Annotated in this window: 18 protein-coding genes; 3 read left to right on the top strand and 15 right to left on the bottom strand. The window is 41.4% G+C overall.

Annotated features, from left to right (window positions below):
• Nucleotides 1–18: 18 nt before the first annotated feature.
• From SFC47_RS14895 to SFC47_RS14855, 9 genes are all read right to left on the bottom strand, one after another.
• Nucleotides 19–1,197, bottom strand: coding sequence for an ABC transporter substrate-binding protein (locus tag SFC47_RS14895; protein WP_411255084.1), 1,179 nt, complete (start codon nucleotides 1,195–1,197; stop codon nucleotides 19–21).
• A 296-nt stretch (nucleotides 1,198–1,493) separates the two neighbouring features.
• Nucleotides 1,494–2,693, bottom strand: coding sequence for an MFS transporter (locus tag SFC47_RS14890; protein ID WP_411255083.1), 1,200 nt, complete (start codon nucleotides 2,691–2,693; stop codon nucleotides 1,494–1,496).
• A gap of 48 nt (nucleotides 2,694–2,741) precedes the next feature.
• A complete protein-coding gene (locus SFC47_RS14885) occupies nucleotides 2,742–4,601 on the bottom strand; it encodes an ABC transporter ATP-binding protein (RefSeq protein WP_411255082.1) in 1,860 nt (619 codons plus the stop codon).
• Nucleotides 4,602–6,332: an ABC transporter ATP-binding protein gene (locus tag SFC47_RS14880; RefSeq protein ID WP_411255081.1), complete on the bottom strand. Its 1,731-nt coding sequence runs from the start codon at nucleotides 6,330–6,332 to the stop codon at nucleotides 4,602–4,604. It abuts the gene before it with no gap.
• Nucleotides 6,333–6,438: 106 nt separating this feature from the next.
• A complete protein-coding gene (locus SFC47_RS14875; RefSeq protein ID WP_411255080.1) occupies nucleotides 6,439–6,786 on the bottom strand; it encodes an ASCH domain-containing protein in 348 nt (115 codons plus the stop codon).
• 71 nt (nucleotides 6,787–6,857) lie between these two features.
• On the bottom strand, nucleotides 6,858–7,655 hold the full coding sequence (locus SFC47_RS14870) for an ABC transporter permease subunit (RefSeq protein WP_411255079.1): 798 nt from the start codon (nucleotides 7,653–7,655) through the stop codon (nucleotides 6,858–6,860).
• A 26-nt stretch (nucleotides 7,656–7,681) separates the two neighbouring features.
• Nucleotides 7,682–8,479, bottom strand: coding sequence for an ABC transporter permease subunit (locus tag SFC47_RS14865; RefSeq protein ID WP_411255078.1), 798 nt, complete (start codon nucleotides 8,477–8,479; stop codon nucleotides 7,682–7,684).
• A gap of 6 nt (nucleotides 8,480–8,485) precedes the next feature.
• Complete coding sequence (locus tag SFC47_RS14860; protein ID WP_411255276.1) at nucleotides 8,486–9,370, bottom strand: ABC transporter ATP-binding protein; 885 nt, start codon at nucleotides 9,368–9,370, stop codon at nucleotides 8,486–8,488.
• A gap of 13 nt (nucleotides 9,371–9,383) precedes the next feature.
• On the bottom strand, nucleotides 9,384–10,007 hold the full coding sequence (locus tag SFC47_RS14855; RefSeq protein WP_411255077.1) for a TetR/AcrR family transcriptional regulator: 624 nt from the start codon (nucleotides 10,005–10,007) through the stop codon (nucleotides 9,384–9,386).
• Between the two features lie 161 nt (nucleotides 10,008–10,168).
• On the opposite strand from SFC47_RS14855, the gene SFC47_RS14850 reads away from it, so the two are divergent.
• Together SFC47_RS14850 and pepT are read left to right on the top strand one after the other, a co-directional pair.
• The gene (locus SFC47_RS14850) at nucleotides 10,169–11,125 is read left to right on the top strand and encodes a nuclease-related domain-containing protein (protein WP_411255076.1); all 957 of its coding nucleotides are present in this window, start codon (nucleotides 10,169–10,171) and stop codon (nucleotides 11,123–11,125) included.
• A gap of 568 nt (nucleotides 11,126–11,693) precedes the next feature.
• A complete protein-coding gene (gene pepT / locus SFC47_RS14845; protein ID WP_411255075.1) occupies nucleotides 11,694–12,920 on the top strand; it encodes a peptidase T in 1,227 nt (408 codons plus the stop codon).
• A gap of 28 nt (nucleotides 12,921–12,948) precedes the next feature.
• On the opposite strand, the gene gltC is transcribed toward pepT, so the two are convergent.
• Complete coding sequence (gene gltC, locus SFC47_RS14840) at nucleotides 12,949–13,854, bottom strand: glutamate biosynthesis transcriptional regulator GltC (RefSeq protein WP_411255074.1); 906 nt, start codon at nucleotides 13,852–13,854, stop codon at nucleotides 12,949–12,951.
• 142 nt (nucleotides 13,855–13,996) lie between these two features.
• Between gltC and gdhA the strand changes: the two genes are divergently transcribed.
• Nucleotides 13,997–15,379, top strand: coding sequence for an NADP-specific glutamate dehydrogenase (gdhA, locus tag SFC47_RS14835; protein ID WP_411255073.1), 1,383 nt, complete (start codon nucleotides 13,997–13,999; stop codon nucleotides 15,377–15,379).
• Nucleotides 15,380–15,417: 38 nt separating this feature from the next.
• On the opposite strand, the gene SFC47_RS14830 is transcribed toward gdhA, so the two are convergent.
• Genes SFC47_RS14830 through SFC47_RS14810 form a run of 5 tightly spaced genes read right to left on the bottom strand, consistent with a single transcriptional unit; the run spans nucleotide 15,418 to nucleotide 20,030 of the window.
• Entirely contained in the window at nucleotides 15,418–16,638 is a 1,221-nt protein-coding gene (locus SFC47_RS14830; RefSeq protein ID WP_411255072.1) for a dicarboxylate/amino acid:cation symporter, read from the bottom strand.
• A 49-nt stretch (nucleotides 16,639–16,687) separates the two neighbouring features.
• The gene (locus SFC47_RS14825; protein ID WP_411255071.1) at nucleotides 16,688–17,290 is read right to left on the bottom strand and encodes an ABC transporter ATP-binding protein; all 603 of its coding nucleotides are present in this window, start codon (nucleotides 17,288–17,290) and stop codon (nucleotides 16,688–16,690) included.
• The gene (locus SFC47_RS14820; RefSeq protein ID WP_411255070.1) at nucleotides 17,280–18,203 is read right to left on the bottom strand and encodes an ABC transporter ATP-binding protein; all 924 of its coding nucleotides are present in this window, start codon (nucleotides 18,201–18,203) and stop codon (nucleotides 17,280–17,282) included. Before SFC47_RS14820 ends, SFC47_RS14825 begins: the two co-directional genes overlap by 11 nt.
• Before the next feature lie 19 nt (nucleotides 18,204–18,222).
• On the bottom strand, nucleotides 18,223–19,047 hold the full coding sequence (locus SFC47_RS14815) for an ABC transporter permease (RefSeq protein ID WP_411255069.1): 825 nt from the start codon (nucleotides 19,045–19,047) through the stop codon (nucleotides 18,223–18,225).
• Nucleotides 19,044–20,030 carry an ABC transporter permease gene (locus SFC47_RS14810; RefSeq protein WP_411255068.1) on the bottom strand — a complete coding sequence of 329 codons (987 nt, stop codon included), beginning with the start codon at nucleotides 20,028–20,030 and terminating at the stop codon, nucleotides 19,044–19,046. Before SFC47_RS14810 ends, SFC47_RS14815 begins: the two co-directional genes overlap by 4 nt.
• Nucleotides 20,031–20,047: the final 17 nt, after the last annotated feature.

Below are 20,047 nucleotides of genomic sequence, written 5' to 3'. Positions count from 1 at the left end.
CTAGACGCTTCTGCTTTTCTATTCTGGGTCAACCTTCGTATTAAATTCTTGCTTACCACCCTTATATTCAAGGATTACAGCAGATTTAATAGGATCGTGGTTCTTATCAAGCTTCATTGTTCCAGAAACTAACTGCAATCCATCTGTTTCTTCAAGGGCCTTTTGAATCTTTTCTGGGTCTGCACTTCCAGCACGCTTAATCGCATCTGCTAGGAAGTATAGTGAGTCATAGCCTAATGCATTGAAGGCATCAGGTGATTTACCATTGTATTTTGCTTCAAACGCTTTCACGAAATCTTGTACCTTTGGATCAGAGTCACCAGAAGAATAGTGGTTTGTGATAAACGTATTGTTTAATGGATCGTTACCTGCGATTTCTACTAGTTTAGGAGAATCCCAGCCATCGCCGCCCATAAATGGAGCTTCAATACCAAGAGCACGAGCTTGTTTAATGATCAAACCAACTTCTTCATAATATCCAGGAAGGAAGATAAAATCTGGGTTTGCCGATTTAATGTTGGTTAAGATTGCGTTAAAGTCTGTATCCTTCGCAACATAAGCTTCTTCTTTAACAATCTTTCCGCCATTTGCTTCAAATGCTTCTGTAAATGCTGCTGCTAGACCTTTTGCATAGTCACTTGAGCTATCGATAATGATTGCTGCATTCTTAACTTTAAGATCCTTAGAAGCAAAGTTAGCTGCTACCGTTCCTTGGAAAGGATCGATGAAGCAAGTACGGAAAACATAGTCACTTAGGACACCGTCTTTATTTGTAATAGTTGGATTTGTTCCTGTTGGTGTTAATAAAGGAATTTTGTTCTTCTGAGCAATTTGAACTTGAGCTAGTGTATTTGTACTAGTTGCTGCACCAATGATCGCTGATACCTTATCCTGGCTGATCAGCTTTGTTGTACCGCTTGTTGCTTCAGCAGCATCAGATTTATTATCGAAGGTTACAAGCTCCAGCTTCTTTCCATCAATGCCTTCTTTATTGATTTCTTCCAACGCTAACTTGATACCCTCTTCAATTGACTGGCCGTATGAAGCCACACCGCCGGAAAGCTCAAGGTTGGCACCAATTTTAATGACATCGCCGTCTTTTTCACCGCTTGTACTAGATGATCCCCCGCAGCCTGCCAACACACCTGCCGCCATCATAAACGACATAAAAATACCTGCAAGTTTTTTCTTTCTCACTGACCATACCCCCTATTTTTGAATAAAATTCCCCTTTTCATAGATGTTTGCTCAATAAGATGTTTAAAAAAAGATAATATTCTGAAAACATTGTACATAATTATTTCATATTCGTCTAGTACTTATATCTCTTATTTTAATATTATTCTGAAAAATTAATAAAATATTTATTTACTACAGTAAACATAGGATAAATATGGAGCATAAAAGCCTTTTACTAACTAAAGGGTTAAAATGATGCTGTGTTAAAAAATAAAAGAGAGACTCCTCCACGAGAAATCTCTCTTATCTAAACATTATACTAATACTTTATTTTTTGTTTCTTTTCCTAAGAAAATGACTGCAAAGGCAGCAATGAAAACTGATATACAAAAAATAGTAAAGATAGTGGAAATGGGTGTATTTTGGGCTACTAAATAACCAACCAATAACGGTCCAAGCACTCCGCCTAACCTGCCAAAGGCTGCCGCAGACCCTGAACCGGTTCCACGGATCAGTGTAGGATATTGTTCCGGTGTATAAGCATATAATCCTCCCCATGCTCCAAGATTAAAGAAGGATAAAAGAATTCCGGAGGTAATTAAAAGTGCTGTTGACTCTGCATTTCCAAAAAGCAAGGCACTAATAGCTGTTCCAACCAAGTAGACAGCTAAAACAAATTTTCGGCCGAATCTTTCAATCGCCCAGGCAGCCGTGAAATATCCTGGTAACTGAGCGAGAGTCATAATTAATACATATCCAAAGCTTTTGATTAGACTAAAGCCCTTCAATACCATCACACTTGGAAGCCATAGAAACATACCATAGTAGGAGAAAACGACGCAAAACCATACAATCCATAGCATTAACGTACGGCGCCGATACTCATTCGTCCATAGATTCGCAAGACTTTGAAACGCAGAAATCTTTTCTTTTTCCTTAATTGCTTCAAATCGCGGCGAATCAGGGAGGCCCACTCGCAGATATAAGGCATATAGTGCAGGTGTTGCGCTAATTAACAAGGCAGTCGACCAGCCAAACTTTGGAATAATAAAATAGGATATAACTGCTGCAATCAGCCAGCCAGCTGCCCAAAAGCTTTCTAGTAATACGACAATCCGCCCTCGTTTTTCAGCAGGAACACTCTCAGAAACAAGCGTCGAGGCAACAGGCAGCTCACCGCCAAGCCCCATTCCAATAAAAAATCTTAATATAAGGAAGAGTGTTATGGATGTAGCAAATGCCGAAATGCCGCTTCCAATTGAGAACAATAATAATGTTATAATAAAAACATTCTTCCGGCCAATTCTGTCAGCCATTAATCCGAAAATTAGTGCTCCAACGGCCATACCAATCGATTGAATGCTGCCAATCCAGCCCATTTGTTCAGATGTTAAATTCCATTCTACACTGAGTGCTGCAATAATGAAGGAAAGCATGCCCACATCCATTGCATCAAACATCCAGCCCGTTCCGGAAACCCATAGTAATTTTCGATTAGAAATCTCTTTTTTCATAACCAGCCCCCTTTACGACTACATTATTCCCAAATGCCGGTTTTTTCATTAATCTGCCGCAGTCTCAACATTTTTAAATTGGTTAAAGAACATATCGTGGTATTTCCCTTTCTTACTCATTAGCCCGGCATGACTGCCCTTTTCTAGGATTTGACCATTTTCAATTACCATAATGTTATCTGCATCCCGAATCGTATTTAACCGATGGGCGATAATAAAACTCGTTCGTCCCTCCATTAAGGTTAACAGGGCCTCTTGAATATGAAGCTCTGTGCGGGTATCAATGCTGCTGGTTGCCTCATCTAAGATCAGAACTGCGGGTTTTGCCAGAATCACCCTGGCAATCGCAATCAACTGGCGCTGTCCCTGACTTAAGTTTCCGCCGTTTTCCGAAAGAGATGTTTCATATTGATTAGGCAATCTTCTTATAAAAGCATGTGCATTGGCCATTTTCGCAGCCTGAATGACTTCCTCATCACTTGCTTCAGGCTTTCCGTACTTAATATTCTCCTTAATACTGCCTGAAAACAAATAGGTATCCTGCAGAACAAATCCAAAACAGCTTCTGAGGCTGTCACGTGTATATTCTCTTATATCATGGCCATCCAGCAGAATTCTGCCTTCTGTGACGTCATAAAAACGCGTCAATAAATTAACAATCGTCGTTTTCCCTGCTCCTGTCGGCCCCACTAATGCCGTACTGCTCCCAATATCACTTTCAAAACTAACATTTTTTAAAATCGGTACATCTCCGCGGTAGCCGAAGCTGACGTTCTCAAAAACGACATGCCCTTTTGGATTGTCTAACACAATAGCATTCTTGCTATCATCAGGCTCCTCTTCTTCATCTAGGATCTCAAACACCCGCTCCGCACCGGCTACACCTGACTGCAGCATGTTAAAAATTTGTGCAAGGTCGTTGAGCGGCCGGACAAACTGCCTTGAATAGGTAATAAAACTCGCAATGGCACCGATCGTAATCATTCCCTTGACAGCAAGAAAGCCGCCCGTTACTGCCACAATCGCAAAGCCTAAATTATTGATTACATTCATGATTGGCATCAAAAATCCAGACCATATTTGCGCCTTAAGGCCAACCTCACGCAGTTTCTGATTAACTTCTTCAAATTCAGAAATAACCTTATCCTCATGATTAAATGCTTTAACAACTTCAATTCCTGAAATTGTTTCTTCTATTTGTCCATTTAACATTCCAAGCTGAATTTGCTGTTCTTTAAAGTAGACACTCGTTCTTTTGGCAATTGTCTTCGTTAATAAAAAGACGAGTGGAACGGTCAGTAAGCTTGCCACAGTCAAGATTGGACTAAGAATCAGCATCATAATAAATGAGCCCAAAATAACGATGACACCTGACATCAGCTGTGTTGTCGATTGTGAGATGGTACTGCTGACGTTATCAATATCATTCGAAAGCCTGCTCATTAATTCTCCATGTGTCCGCTTATCAAAAAAGGAGACGGGTAGGTTTTGGAGCTTTCTAAACAATGCATCCCGAAGCCTTTTTACAATTCGCTGTGACACACCAGCCATCATCCAGCCCTGCAAAAACGACAGCACGCCATCTAAGATATAGGCCGATATTAGGATGATAATCATGATTTCAAGAAAACTAAAATCTACTTTTGTATCAAGGCTGATGGCATCCACGGCTTTTCCGATTAAGAACGGAGAGAGCAGCGATAGAGCTGAACTGAACAGAATGAACAAAAACACAATACTAAGCATCTTCCGCTCATTGCCAAAATAATGCCATAATCTCCTTATGGTCTCCTTAAAATTCCTCGGTTTTACAACCGGTCCGCCTCGGCGATGGCCGCCAAAGCCTGGTCTTCCCGGAAGTGAGAGGGGAGGCGGTGTGTTACTGGATTGATTTCTATCCTTCGACATTTAGACTTCCACCTCCATACCCACTTGCGATTGATAGATTTCCTGGTAAACCTTGCAGTCTCTTAGTAATTCCTCATGTTTTCCGATCCCGGCAATCTCCCCATGATCCATCACAACTATTTTATCAGCATCGATAATTGAAGTAATCCGCTGCGCAATGAGCAGACACGTCAGGCCTTTTGCATATTTTTTTAGTCCTGCTTTAATACCTGCCTCCGTCGTAACGTCAACCGCACTGGTACTATCATCTAATATCAAAATTTTTGGGTTTTTAATTAATGCCCGAGCAATCGCAATTCGCTGCTTTTGCCCGCCAGAAAAGTTTACTCCGCCTTGGCCGATCCTCGTTTGATATCCTTCAGGGGAAGAGGAAATAAAATTATGCGCCCCGGCAATCTCTGCTGCTTTTTCAACATCATCCATAGAAGCATCTTCATTCCCCCACTTGATGTTCTCCTCAACACTCCCGGTAAAAAGAATGTTTTTTTGCGGGACAAAAGCAATTTTTTCTCTTAATCTTTTAGGATCAACATGGTGAATATCCTCACCATCTACTTGGATACTCCCGGCACTTACATCATAAAAGCGGGGTATGAGACCAACTAGAGTGCTTTTACCAGAGCCCGTAGAACCTATGATTCCGACTGTTTCCCCTGGCAGAATGGTAAGATTAATATTTTTCAACACAGGCTCACCGCTTGTCCCTTCGTAAGAAAATGTTACATGCTTAAATTCGATTTCCCCTTGTTCAGCAGGTGTTTCGCCGGCTTCATCTTTCCAAGTTAAATCATCTTCCTGAGCAAATACCTCGCTAATCCTTACAGCCGAAGTTTTCGCCCGGACAAACATATTAAATACCATTGAAATCATCATTAGTGAAAACAGTATTTGTGTCATATAGTTGATAAAAGCAATAATATGACCAACCTGCACCTCCCCATTGGTGACGCCATGTCCGCCAATCCAAAGGACAGCAACAATTCCAAGGTTTACTGTCAGCATAATAGCTGGACTGAAAATTGCCATCAGCCTCGCCGCGGCAATTGATTGCTTTTTAAAATCATCATTTGTTTTCTCAAATTTGTTTACCTCGACATCAAAGCGATTGAATGCTTTAACAACACGGACACCGGACAAATATTCACGCATCACACCATTCACCCGGTCAAGTGCTCTTTGTACTTTTGAAAACATCGGGAAACCAAGTCTTAAGTTTAAAATAATAAAAATCGCCACAATCGGAACCACGACAATTAAGACAACCGATAAATGAAGATTTAATCGCGTCGCCATAATTAAACCGCCAATGGCCAGTAACGGAGACTTAACAAAAATCCGCATCAACCCATTCGCAAATACCTGCACCTGCGTCACATCATTGGTCAGCCTGGTGATTAACGATGCCCGCTCAAATTTATCGATATTTTTAAAGGACAAACTTTGGATTTTTCGATACAGATCCGACCTCAACTCCGCCCCAAAGCTTTGTGAGACATTGCTGGCAATGATACTTCTAGTCGAAGCGGCAATTGCACCAAATAGTGTAATTAAAAGCATTAATCCGCCCATTTTAAGTACGTAATTGATATCCCGGCCTGCAACACCAACATCGATAATTTTTGCCATAATGGTTGGCATTAACAAATCGCTAATCGCTTCAAAGGTTAAAAATAAAACCGCTAAGCTAAAAGACTTCCAATACTTCCTTATGTATTTCGATAAAAACCCCATTCTCTTCACCTCAAAAAGTACCCATTTGGAAATCTTTAGAACATTATGATAAAGATATTATAGCAAAAAAAAGTATGAGTCCTATGAAAAGAACTCATACTTTTTATTAATCTTCAAGCGGGCGAAACTCATGAACCCAAACACGCATTTGTGGAAGCCATGGCATACCTGGGTGATAAGCCAAGATTGATTGCTTATATTCCTCCACCGTCGAGAACCCCTCGCTCTTAGCATCATCGTCGGTCAATTCCCCTAAGCTTTGTGAGTATACTCGTTCTACTACAAATTGACGGCCATCCAGCGTCATGATTTCTCCTGGATCTGCATATCTTCCATTTCTGCGGGTAGCTGTCTTTTCTCCTGCAAGTACCTTTTTAACGTCACTTTCCATAGTAACCAAACGGTCAACGGAACAAGTTTTTGGCGGCAGTGTAGTGTTTTCATTTTGCTGCATATTGTGATCCTCCTTTTACTAAATGTGCTGTTACCTATTTTAACACTATCACCGCAGTATTAAAAACCCTGTTACACATTCAAATCTCTTTTTTTATAAAAAGCAAAAGTCGCCGCCGTCAGCGCTGCAATTAAAACTCCTGATAACAAGACAAAAATGAATTCAAATCCCCCGCCAAACATCACGTTTTTAGCTTCGAAATATTTAAATGGAGTGAGGTATTTTAACCCTTCTAAACTTTCATTTAAATCAATGGCTACTGAGATAACATACGTAAGCAAAAGAATACCGGTTGCCAGGTAGGCTGCAGTTTTTGATTTCCTTTTAAAAGCTGCAAGTGAACTTCCAATCACCATAAATAAAACCTGTAAAATGAACATACCTCCCATTGTAATCGTAATATCACCTGTAACCACCTCATCCTTGCTGTATTTTCCGACCAGTATAAGTGATGAAATGAATGTAACTAAGTTCAGAATGATAATATTGAAAAAGGCTGCAGCTAACTTAGCGGCAATGATGTTATTTCTGGATACAGGTTTAACAAATAAAAACTCTGTCGTTTTGTCCCGTTCTTCTTTCCCAATAATAGTTGCTCCAAGCATTGCAGCATGTATGGTTGCCATTAATAGCAAATAGATGAATAGTAACCCATAATAGCCTGTTGCGTTTGAAATATCAAAATCAGCCATCCCTAATATGGCAAGCATCGATTTGGGCATTCCCGCCAACATGTCATTCATTGACTGACCAGAGGATGCTAGACTCTCATATTTAATCATCCCTGAAGCAACCATGAGAAAAATACCAATGCTCCAAAAAACAAGTGATTTTCTATGTGACTTCATTTCTTTTAAAAAAATATTCATCCTGCCTCACTCCTCCCTCGAAACCGTCATACCGAGTGAATATCCTTTTTAGCATAAATAAAAAGGCTAGCCCCAATCGCTGCAATAATAAACACTGCTCCCGTGATTAAAAAAGACAGCTCATATCCCGATTTCTCTATGATATAAGTAGTATCAAAATATTTAAACGGAGAAAGATATCGTTTCACTTCATCACCAGAAGTAGCACTAAACATTCCTAAAAAATAAAAAGCAAAAACGGTTGCGAGTGAAATAGTCAACACTGATTTTATCTTGGGAACAATCACAGAAATAATGATCCCGATTGCTAGAAATATTAACTGTACGAAAAAGACTGTTAATGAAAGAAGGATGAAAATATTTACGCTAAAATCCTCCGTTTTCACTTGAGAGACAATGAGTGCTGCAGCGATTAAATAAATAACATTTGTTACAATGATTGAAATCAGTGATGCCAATAATTTGTTTGTCAAAACAGCAGTACGTGTAACAGGTTTTGTCAGCAGGAAGTCAGCTGTTTTTTCACGGACTTCTTTACTGACTATACTCGTTCCTAGATTCATAGCCTGAATCGCACCGCAAAGTGTCACAAAGGAAAGACCATAACAGTAGAATCCTAGAATTGAAAAGAAAGTATCAAGATTAATGCCGAATGCCTCTCTTATTGCCGCTGGATAACCTTCAAGAAGCTTAGTAAATTCCTCTGTGTCCTTACTAAAAGAAGGGTAAAATGACATAAACAACGCTACTATTGCAATCAGCGATAACGTCCAAATAATTATGGACTTACGATAAGCCCTCAATTCATGCAGCAAAATGTTCATCGCCTTTTATGCCTCCTTTTCATAATAGTGCATAAATATTTCTTCAAGATCCGGCTCCTCAATCCATAGATTGGTAATCTCGATGTCCGCTATTTTCTTCATAATGTCATTAATGTTCCCTTTAAATAAGAAACTGGTGTGATTTTCCCTAACCTCTAATTTATTTACACCTAAAATGTTGAAGTAATCTTGATCTAGTGGTGATTTTGTTTCTACCTTGAACTTTTTATAGGTGTTTTCTTTCAAGGTACTTATCTTTTCAACAGTAACAATCTTACCCTCTTTAATAATCGCAACCCGATTACACAAGCGCTGAACCTCGGTTAAAATATGAGAAGAAAAGAGGATCGTCGCACCCTTTTTATTCTCTTCCTCGAGCAATTCAAAGAACTTCTGCTGCATCAGCGGATCTAATCCACTAGTAGGTTCGTCAAGGATAATCAGTTTCGGCTCATGAAGCAGCCCCTGAACAATTCCGACTTTCTTTTTATTTCCCAGTGAAAGATCATCTATTTTCTTGTTAAGGTCTAAATCCATCACCTCAGCCAATTCTCTGATTCTCTTACTGCAGTCTTTTTTATAAAAACTAGCTGAATAGTTTAATAGATCCTTAACCTTCATATTGTCGTAATAAAAAACTTCCGATGGCAGATAGCCAATTTCCTTCTTTATTTCTGGGGCAAACTGGACCGTGTCCTTCCCAAAGATGGTCGCACTGCCGCTTGTAGGATAAATGAGTGAAAGGAGCGTCCGAATTGTGGTTGATTTCCCTGCACCGTTCGGACCGATAAATCCAAAAATCTCACCTTCCTCGACAGAAAAGCTAATGTCGCTGATTCCTCTTGCTTTACCGTAAGTCTTTGTTAGATTCTTAATCTCAATCACATTCATCATCACAGCCCCCTTATTTATAAAAACCTTTAATGAAAATCTCAAAATACTCTTCCGCTTCCAGAAAGACTTTATCGAAATCAATTTTGTGGCCAGGAATCATTTTGGCCTTGATGAGCTCCTCGTCACTTATTTTTTCAAACGTCCACGATATAATCTTCAGGACTTTTTGGACATCAACATCATCCCTGAATTTAGAGAGGTCGATCCCATCATAAATAATCCCAATATTAATGGCGTTAAGTTCCTGTTTCTTTTTATCAAACTCGACTTTTATTTCGGGCGAATCCTGCATAAAGGCTTCTTGGATGAAGTTCAAAATATCGGGATAAGTTGATTGCAGGTCCATTTTAATGTGCACAGCCTGACGAATTCTTTTAAAAAAATCTCTCTCGCTTAAATCGACCTTTTTATAAAACTCATCGGCAACGAGGTCGTAGCAATAGTCAAACAGAAAGAAAAACAACTGCTTCTTATTACTGAAATAATGGAAAAGAAGTCCCTTTGAAATACCCGCTTCTTTAACGATTTCATTTGTCGAAGCGTTATCATATCCCTTTTGGGCAAATTCCTTAATAGCTGCGTTAATGATTCGATCCTGCTTTTCTCTATCCAGGTTAAAAAACTTTGAAAACAAACTGGCAGCCTCCTTTCCAATTGCGTTGACCACTCCAGTCAACTATAGTTTAATCCCACTGACCGCACTGGTCAATACTAGACAAGCTATATTTTTTACAAAATGATGAAGTTCATATTTTTATGGGGAGGGATGTGCTAGGATACAGGTGGAGGTGACACATGAAAGAACGTTCTGACTCACTTACGTTAAAGGGCTTAATTGCAGCGCAAGGCAGGCTGCCCGCAGCACACCCAATGTTTTCTACCCTTCTATCCAAACAACAAAGTATAGAGGCAGGAATAGGAGGCGAGCAGCGGGTTGCTGAAGTTCTTCAAAAGTACCGTTTTCCATTTAAAAACAACATTTTCCACGACTTATCGCTCTCCTCAGACACCTATTTTCAAATGGACCACTTTTTCAAAACACCACATTTCGGCGTTATTTTCGAAACCAAAAATTTAGCTGGCAGCTTAGAATTCAGGGAAAATCCCCCGCAACTGGTGCAAAAGCGGGAGGATGGACAGATCAAGTATTATGAGAGTCCCGTCGTGCAATTAGAACGAAATTTGGAACTTATGTCAGCTTGGCTGTCACAGCGTGATATCGACCTTCCACTTTATGGCGCCATTGTATTAGCCTATCCAAAGCAGCATGTGGAAATTCCCCCTGCCAATACCAAGGTATTATTCCCAAATCTAATTCCGCCGTTTATTAAAAGTCTCCCACAGGAAGGGAAGGGGCTGGACCCTTCAGTGTTCCAAAGGCTTTCCAAGGAACTATTAAAGAGCCATCGAACCTATATACCTAAACCCATTTGTGAATCGTATCAAATACCAGTGGGTGATATTCAACCAGGGGTGCGATGTGCGGCCTGCGGGAAGATCGGGATGACTAAATTGCCCAGGACCTGGCATTGTCCATCTTGTAAGGTGAACAATCATCTCGCGCATCAGGCGGCTTTGGTGGAGTGGTTTTTGGTGGTGAAGAGTAGTATTACTAATCGGGAGTGCCGGGAGTTTTTGGGGGTGGATATACATACTGCAACTAGGATATTGCAAAGCATGCCGCTGCAAAAAATAGGTACATTTCGTAACAGGTCCTATATCCTCGACTTTAAAAGGTTTCCCTTTAAATAGGTATCCTTTTATGCGAGAGTAATCTCCTGCCATCCAAGAGTTATTCCCGCTATCCGAGAGTGTTTTCTGCTATCCGAGAGTTAATCCCGCCATCCGAGAGTGTTTTCTGCTATCCGAGAGTAATCTCCCACTATCCGAGAGTTAATCTCGCTATCCGAGAGTTAATCCCGCCATCCGAGAGTTAATCCCGCCATCCGAGAGTTAATCCCGCCATCCGAGAGTTAATCCCGCCATCCGAGAGTGTTTTCTGCTATCCGAGAGTAATCTCCCACTATCCGAGAGTAATCTCCCGCCATCCGAGAGTTATTCCCACTATCCGAGAGTAATCTCCCGCCATCCGAGAGTAATCTCCCGCCATCCGAGAGTAATCTCCCGCCATCCGAGAGTAATCTCCCGCCATCCGAGAGTAATCTCCCACTATCCGAGAGTAACCTCCTGCCATCCGCCAGTATTACCGCCACCGCCGCAACCTCCCCAACCTAAAAACTAAAAAATTACCTATTTCCATAAAACCCCACCCATCTGCTATTATTAAGTGGTAAATAACGAATAGGGGAGTGCTCCAAAAGTGAAAAATGAAATTATCAACCGTTTTACCTCCTACGTAAAGGTGGATACACAGTCAAATGAGAGTAATGAGAACTGCCCATCGACACCTGGACAGCTCACTTTAGCCAACATGCTAGTCGAGGAGTTAAAGTCGATTGGGATGGACGAGGTAACCATTGATGAGAATGGGTATGTGATGGCGACCCTGCCATCCAATACTGATAAAGACGTGCCAACTATCGGATTCCTGGCCCATGTCGACACCGCGACAGATTTCACGGGCACTAATGTGAACCCGCAAATCATTGAGAACTACGATGGAAATGATATCGCACTCAATCCAAACGTCACCATGTCAACAAAAGACTTCCCGGCCCTGCCTAGCTACAAAGGTCACACGCTGATTACAACCGATGGCACGACTCTTCTTGGTGCTGACAACAAAGCGGGGATTGCTGAGATCATGACTGCAATGGCTTACTTGATTCAGCACCCTGAAATTAAGCACGGTAAGGTCCGCGTTGCGTTCACGCCGGATGAAGAGATTGGCAGAGGTCCACATAAATTTGACGTCGCGGCGTTCAATGCCAAGTATGCCTATACCGTGGACGGCGGTCCGCTTGGGGAGTTAGAATATGAGAGCTTTAATGCAGCGGCAGCGAAAATCACAATTAAAGGTACAAATATTCACCCAGGCTCAGCGAAAGACAAGATGGTGAATTCAATGAAGATAGCCATGGAATTACATAGCCAGCTGCCGGCGCTTGAGGCACCTGAACACACGGAAGGGTATGAAGGTTTCTATCACCTGATTTCCTTCAATGGTGAAGTTGAGCAAACGAAGATGTACTATATTATCCGCGACCATGATAAGGAAATTTTCGAAGCAAGAAAAAACAGAATGCAAAGTATTGTTGACCTGCTCAATGAAAGATACGGCAAGAATACCATTTATATTGAATTAAAAGACCAATATTACAATATGGGTGAAAAAATTAAACCGGTTATGGAGATTGTTGATATCGCTCAGGAGGCCATGGAGAATCTCGACATTAAACCGCTGATCAAACCAATCCGCGGCGGCACCGACGGTTCACAGCTGTCATATATGGGACTGCCGACTCCAAATATTTTTACAGGCGGGGAAAATTTCCACGGAAAGTATGAGTTTATTTCCGTTGATAACATGATTAAAGCAACGAACACTGTCATCGAAATCACTAAATTATTTGAACAAAAAGCATAAAATGAAGCCCAACTTTTAAAGTTGGGCTTTACATTTGATATCGGTCTAATCTGGAAAAGAAATCTTTCAAGAAATCATAAAACAGCCTGACCGTAGGAAGCAGTTTACGTTCCCTTGGAACAATGACACCAACCGTACGGCTGACATTAGGCTCTATAATAGGTATTTTAACGGTTGACCGGGGGAATCCATCCACCAGTGTAATTTCAGGAATTAAGGTGATTCCGAGACCGGCTGACACTAATCCTTTGATTGAGTCCGTATCGACCCCTTCGAACGATACCTTCGGTGTAAAGCCAATCTGCTCACAAGCGCGAACGATAATTTCTCGTAACACATATTCTTTTGGGAACAAAACAAAGGAATCCTCACGAAGCTGGCCTAACTTTATGGCAGGCTGATCGGCCAATGGATGATTTTCAGGCAAGAGCGCCACAATATTATCTGTGAATAATGTTGTCCCAATTACCTTTTTTTCCTGTTTTGGAACCGGACCGATTAATGCCATATCAAAATCACCATTAATAACGCCCTCAATCAGCTCAGCGTAGGAACCTTGTTTAAGTTGGAATTTCACCTGAGGGTAGTGTTCGCGGAAGGCTGAAATGGTTGTAGGGAGCGTATAGGACGCGAGGCTGCTTGGAAAACCAATCCGGATCGTACCCTTTAACGGATCAAGGTATTCTTCAACTTCCCTCTGCGCCTCCTCAATTACCTTCATCGCCTGTTCCATATGTTCGAGAAACATCTGTCCGATCATCGTCAATTTGACATTACGTCCCTCGCGGATAAATAAGTTCACACCGAGTTCTGTTTCCAAATTGAAGATCTGCCTGCTGACAGCCGATTGCGCCACGTGTAGAGCCAGTGCTGCCTCTGTGACATGCTCCCGCTTGGCCACTTCCATAAAGTATTGAATTTGTCGTAATTCCATCGCATTCACCTCCATTCATCTCAATATGAGATGAATGTTATCTATTATTAGCATTGTTTAGATTATTATTTAATTATAAAATATTCCTTATTAATATTCTAATAATTTAAAAATTTAATTTCTCATAAAAGAGGTGGGTAACTTGAAAACAATTGAGCAGTTAAAACAAGACAATCAAAGTACAGCACTTCAATATGTGGATGAGGTGTTTACTACAGTAATGAACCGTAATCCATATGAATCTGAGTTTCAACAAGCCGTTAAGGAAATTTTCGACTCATTGATTCCTGTTTTTACAAAACATCCAAAATATATGAAACAAAGTATTCTTGAAAGAATCGTAGAACCTGAAAGAGTCATTTCATTTCGTGTTCCGTGGGTAGATGATTCAGGAAAAGTTCAAGTTAACCGCGGCTTCCGTGTTCAATTTAACTCTGCAATCGGACCTTATAAAGGCGGATTACGCTTCCACCCATCGGTGAATGCGAGCATTATTAAATTCCTAGGCTTCGAGCAAATCTTTAAGAATTCCCTTACTGGCCAGCCTATTGGCGGAGGAAAAGGCGGTTCTGACTTTGATCCTAAGGGCAAGTCTGATGGCGAAATCATGCGCTTTACTCAAAGCTTCATGACAGAGCTTTACCGTCATATCGGACCAGATGTCGATGTACCAGCAGGAGATATTGGTGTAGGTGCACGTGAAATAGGTTATATGTTTGGACAATATAAGAAGATTCGCGGTGCTTATGAAGCAGGCGTGTTAACAGGTAAAGGACTTGGTTACGGCGGAAGCTTAGCACGAACTGAAGCTACTGGATATGGAACAGTGTACTTTGTAAAAGAAATGCTTGCTGACCAGGGTCTAAGCTTTGAAGACAGTACGGTAGTCGTTTCTGGTTCAGGAAACGTTTCTATTTATGCGATCGAAAAAGCGACTCAACTAGGTGCCAAGGTTGTAGCCTGCAGTGATTCAAATGGTTATGTCTACGATCCATCTGGCATTAAGCTTGAAACCGTTAAACGAATCAAAGAAGTGGAACGTAAACGAATCAGCGAATATGTTCTTGAGCATCCAGGAGCTCAATACTTCGAAGGCTGTTCAGGTATTTGGTCGATTCCGTGTGATATTGCATTACCATGCGCTACTCAAAATGAAATCGATCATTCTTCAGCTAAGCTACTTGTATCAAATGGTGTAAAAGCAGTTGGAGAAGGTGCAAATATGCCTTCCACTCTTGAAGCTATTGAAGTATTCTTAGAGAATGATATTTTATTTGCTCCTGGTAAAGCAGCAAATGCCGGCGGTGTAGCTGTTTCTGCTCTAGAAATGGCACAGAACAGCCAAAGATTATCTTGGACATTTGAAGAAGTTGATGCAAAATTACACCAAATCATGATCAACATCTATCGTAACAGCATGAATGCCGCAGAAGAATATGGTTATCCTGGCAACCTCGTTGTCGGTGCCAATATTGCTGGTTTCTTAAAAGTTGCTGACGCTATGATTGCACAAGGTGTTATCTAATAATCAAAGGGGTGCTCTAAAATAGAGCACCCCTTATTTTATGCGATTTTCTTAAGCCAATTCTTGCCTTCCACCATGCGGGATACCATCATCCCTGCAACATTATCGCCGCTTGCATTCAGCATCGTAGCAGGCGGGTCAATTAACGTAGAAATGGCTGCGATAATCGGAAGCGCCTCTGGCGGGAATCCAAACAAGCTTAGGATTAACATTTCCCCGATCATCCCTCCGCTTGGAATTGCACCCATAACAGCCCCAACTAAAAGAGATACAGAGATAATTAAGAAAAACGTTCCAATTCCAGAATTATTCATATCAAAAATTCCAAACAGGAAGACAATTTTTAATACGCCGCCAAGAACAGAACCATCCTTGTGCAAAGCCGCTCCTAATGGAATGGTTGTATCACGGATATCCTGCTTGATTCCCATTTTTTTCGAAGCCTCTAGGTTGACGGGAATGGAAGCAGCACTTGAACAAGTTGCAAGCGCCGTAATCGAAGGTGCCAGCATATTGCTCCAAAACACGCGGATTCCTTTACCCTTTCCAGCCATAAAGGCATAAATCGTAAAGGCAAGAAAGAAATAAACAATCGAAGCGGCATAATACGTGATCCCTGCTTTAATATAAGAGCCTAATAAAATTGGACCATACTGGCCGACCAGCGTGGCAAAATACGCTCCAAGACCAATTGGCGCTAAGTACATAATCAAGGAAACAACCTTCATCATTACTTCAGAACCAGCGCTTAAAAAGCTGGTAAATGCCTTGCCGCGCTCGCCAACAGACTGAGCAGCAAATCCAACCAGAATAGAGATGACGATGAGCGCTAACATATTGCTTCTAGAGAATAACTCTACAAAGTCTGGTACTGTAAAGGTTTTAACAATTTGTGCGACAGGATTTAGTTCTTCCGCCGCTTCCGGTTTCACTAATTGAATATTGACACCTTCACCAGGATTTACAAATTTTACGACAAAATACATATAAATAGCAGATACTAGTCCTGTAAACAAGAAGGTTCCAAACATCCAGCCAATGATTTTTCCTAATCGTTTCGCACCATTCATCGATGCAATTGAAGAGGAAATTGTGAAGAATATTAACGGAACAATAATCGTGAATAATAGATTTAAAAAGACATCGCCAATTGGCTGTAACACTACTGCGTCTTCCTTCATGACTAAACCAATGATCGCTCCAAGCAAAATGGATGCCATCAGGATGATAGGAAAACGATAATTCTTTAATTTTTCCATTTGTTTTTCTCCTTAGATGTTCTAATCTAGCTAAGCTGTCTGAATCTTATTATACTTGCGAAATATCAATAATTCTACTGCAAAGTCTATCGAGGAGGCGGGGTTCATGGCTGATTACTAGTATACCCATATTGCGCACTTTCGCCATATCGAGAACCACCTGCCAGATTTGGGCTTGGGTAATCGAATCAAGCATGGTTGTCATTTCATCTGCAATTAGAAATTTTGTCTCTGGTCCCAGCGCTCTAGCCACACAAAAGCGCTGCAATTCCCCGCCGGATAACTCATTCGGCCAGCGGTTAAGCCACTCTTCCTCAATCCCTAACCTTTCTAGTAATTCAACATCAGGATTCCAGCCCTCACGAAGAATATCCTTCATTCTCCATTTTGGATTTACAGCCTTCTCAGGGTGCTGAAATACGAGCTGAACAGGATGATAGCCGTTTCTTGGCAGGTGAAAGCCATTTAGCTTCACAGCGCCTTCCAAGGGCCTTTCATAGCCTGCAAGAATTCGTCCCAGCGTTGTTTTTCCAATGCCGCTTGGGCCAACAAGACCTACTATTTCGCCTCTTTTGATACTTAAATTAATATGACGAAAAGTCCAGCTATTCTTTTGGTAACCAAAACCGACATTTATCGCTTCAAGTAGCATACAAACACCTAACCATCCCATCTCGAATCATTCTTTCAGCCGGCATTTCTTCTCTGCACTCTTTCGTAGCATGTTCACACCTTGGAGCAAAAGGACAGCCTTTAGGCAGCTCACCTGCAAGCGGCTGTGACCCCTTAATGGGAATAAACTCATTTTGAGGAAGTGCTCTCCATAATGCTTTTGTATAGGGGTGTCTCAAGTTCTCACCCTTACCGCTGAAATCAGAAACAGGTGCTGTCTCAACAGTTGTACCCGCATAAAAAACGGCAATCTTGTCGGCAACTTTTAAAGCAAAATCAATATCATGCGTAATAATCATGACACCACTTCCATTATCAGCCAGTTCTCTAAAAGAGATCTCCGCCTCTTTTATTACCTCACTATCAAGCCCTGGAGTGGGTTCATCTGCGATGATTAAGCGGGCCTCGCTTACTACCGCCATCGAGACCAGAACACGCCGTGCCATCCCTCCAGAGAGCTGAAAGGGATATAACTTTTCTACCAGGTGCTGTAATTTATATTTTTTAAAAATTTTCCTTTGTGCTGTTACCGCATTTTTCTTTTTAACAGAAGTTTGAACTTGGCGGCCTATTTTCATTAATGGATCTAAGGATTTTACAGACTGCGGAACAAATGCAATTTCCAAACCGCGCAATTTGGCTTTTCGCTCGTCTGTAAGGACTTGTCCATCATAATACATAGTGCCTGTCACCGCTGCATTACTTGGTAATAACCCAAGAATAGCGTGTGCTAACAGGCTTTTTCCCGACCCGCTTGAACCCACGACTGCCACAATTTCACCCTGATTAATAGACACATTCAAGTTATGAATCACTTGATTGGTTTCCTGCCTTAATCCTTTTGAATACTTTGTAAAAGATATAGATAGATTTTGAACATCTAGGATAGACATAAAGTTTCCCACCCCCATCTTATTCATTGGCACGATAAGGGTCAGTGAGTGACCGCAGGCGATCTCCTACAAAATCAAAGGCACGGACCACTAACAGTAAACATAAGCCTGGAAAAAATGCCAGCCACCACATGCCAGTTGACAAGTAACGCATTGATTCAGAGAGAATAATGCCGACAGCCGGCTGATGCGGCGATAAACCCATACCCAAGAAAGTGACCGCAGCTTCATGAAGAATAGCATGAGGAAATAATAAAAATAAGCCTACTAAAAATTGCGGTACTAAATGGGGAAGTATGTGCTTTGCAGCAATAAACCAAGGTGATTTCCCCAGCCTCTTTGAGACTTGGACAAACTCTTGGTTTTTAAGCTGCATAACCTCCGCACGGATCACCCTCGTTAAGCTTGGCCAGTGGGTAAGTGCTAATCCAATGATAACACCCTTCATACCGCCGCCCGCCACAAATGAGATTAAAATAAGGATCACCAAATGAGGTACACTTAAAAATAAGTCCACAAGCCAAGAAATAATCCCATCAGCAATCCGGCCCATCGTTGCGGCGATGACACCTAACCCTACCGCTATTATAACGGAAGCTGTTGCCGCGATTAGACCCACGCCGATGCTGACGGACAACCCTTTTACCGTTCGAATGAGCATATCACGCCCCAGCCAATCCGTACCAAATGGATGATCCAGCGTTGGCGGGAGGTTGCGCTGATCTAAATTGGTCACAATTCTATCATTGCTAATGAATAAGCCGAACGCAAAAACAGCCAATAGTATAGCAGAAGTAATGAGTACTGCCATTACTGTACTTTGCCTCTTATTTAAAGATTTCATAGGTGCCTTTTCACCTTCATTCTTGGGTCGACAATAAAAGATAGTAAGTCTGCAATTAAATTTCCGGTAAATACAAATAAGGAACTAAAAATAACCAGCCCAAGAAGAAGTGGAACATCGCCCCTGAGCCCTGCTTCCACTGTTGCCTGTCCTAAACCTGGATATGAAAAAACCTGTTCTGCTAATACAGCTCCGCCAAAAAGCTCGCTGAAAGCAGCAAAGTGCAGGGTAAGGGCTGGCAAAGAAATATTCCGGATCCCATGCCTCCAGATTAGTGTTAAGCCTTTTTCACCTCTAGCTTTTGCAAATAACATATACTCACTAGAAAGGACTTCAACTAATTTTTGTCTTGTATGCAAGGCTATGTTCGCAACACCGACAATACTTAGTGTAAGAGCAGGGAGGATTAAATGGTTAATCCGGTTCATTAGGGTAACATTTTCAGCCAGCACACCTGCAGGGACTCCCATTCCAATCGGAAACCATTCCAACCATACGGCAAAAATCATTACTAATAACAGCCCCATCCAAAATGCAGGCGTCGAAGCCAGTGTATAACAATACCATTTAATGATTCTATCAAGCCATCTATCCTTTTTCATACCTGCTGCTATTCCCAGTGAAAAGCCTATAATACCCGATATAACCCAGGCAATAATCATCAAAGCAAGAGAATTAAGGAATTTCTCACTTATGATTTCGCTGACAGGCCGGCGATAGATCATTGATGTTCCTAAATCTCCTTCCATTACCGAAGAGCTCCAGCGAAAAAATTGTTCTCTAGGAGGTTCATTCAACCCCCAGTGTTCTGCTATTTTCTCACGCTGCTCCGGACCAACCCTCATCATATCTGCACCAATATATGACTGAATAGGGTCAATAGGAGAATGGCTGATTAATATAAAGGTAATGACGCAAATTGCAAAAAGGAGAGAAAGGAGCCTAATCATTTTCCTTCCAAAAAACGTAACTATTCTCAACATTTTAGTCTGATACCCAG

This window comes from Neobacillus niacini (genome assembly GCF_046591715.1).
GTDB classification, from domain to species: domain Bacteria; phylum Bacillota; class Bacilli; order Bacillales; family Cytobacillaceae; genus Neobacillus; species Neobacillus niacini_L.
The sequence above is the reverse complement of the archived record's forward strand: the minus strand, read 5'-3'. Positions and strand labels throughout refer to the sequence as shown.

Coding starts and splice junctions, on each gene's coding strand:
- SFC47_RS14890 (WP_411255083.1), bottom strand. CDS start 2,693: ATGAAAAAAGAGATTTCTAATCGAAAATTACTATGGGTTTCCGGAACG.
- SFC47_RS14885 (WP_411255082.1), bottom strand. CDS start 4,601: ATGTCGAAGGATAGAAATCAATCCAGTAACACACCGCCTCCCCTCTCA.
- SFC47_RS14810 (WP_411255068.1), bottom strand. CDS start 20,030: ATGTTGAGAATAGTTACGTTTTTTGGAAGGAAAATGATTAGGCTCCTT.
- SFC47_RS14880 (WP_411255081.1), bottom strand. CDS start 6,332: ATGGGGTTTTTATCGAAATACATAAGGAAGTATTGGAAGTCTTTTAGC.
- SFC47_RS14865 (WP_411255078.1), bottom strand. CDS start 8,479: ATGAACATTTTGCTGCATGAATTGAGGGCTTATCGTAAGTCCATAATT.
- SFC47_RS14875 (WP_411255080.1), bottom strand. CDS start 6,786: ATGCAGCAAAATGAAAACACTACACTGCCGCCAAAAACTTGTTCCGTT.
- SFC47_RS14820 (WP_411255070.1), bottom strand. CDS start 18,203: ATGTCTATCCTAGATGTTCAAAATCTATCTATATCTTTTACAAAGTAT.
- SFC47_RS14870 (WP_411255079.1), bottom strand. CDS start 7,655: ATGAATATTTTTTTAAAAGAAATGAAGTCACATAGAAAATCACTTGTT.
- SFC47_RS14850 (WP_411255076.1), top strand. CDS start 10,169: ATGAAAGAACGTTCTGACTCACTTACGTTAAAGGGCTTAATTGCAGCG.
- SFC47_RS14830 (WP_411255072.1), bottom strand. CDS start 16,638: ATGGAAAAATTAAAGAATTATCGTTTTCCTATCATCCTGATGGCATCC.
- gltC (WP_411255074.1), bottom strand. CDS start 13,854: ATGGAATTACGACAAATTCAATACTTTATGGAAGTGGCCAAGCGGGAG.
- SFC47_RS14825 (WP_411255071.1), bottom strand. CDS start 17,290: ATGCTACTTGAAGCGATAAATGTCGGTTTTGGTTACCAAAAGAATAGC.
- SFC47_RS14860 (WP_411255276.1), bottom strand. CDS start 9,370: ATGAATGTGATTGAGATTAAGAATCTAACAAAGACTTACGGTAAAGCA.
- SFC47_RS14815 (WP_411255069.1), bottom strand. CDS start 19,047: ATGAAATCTTTAAATAAGAGGCAAAGTACAGTAATGGCAGTACTCATT.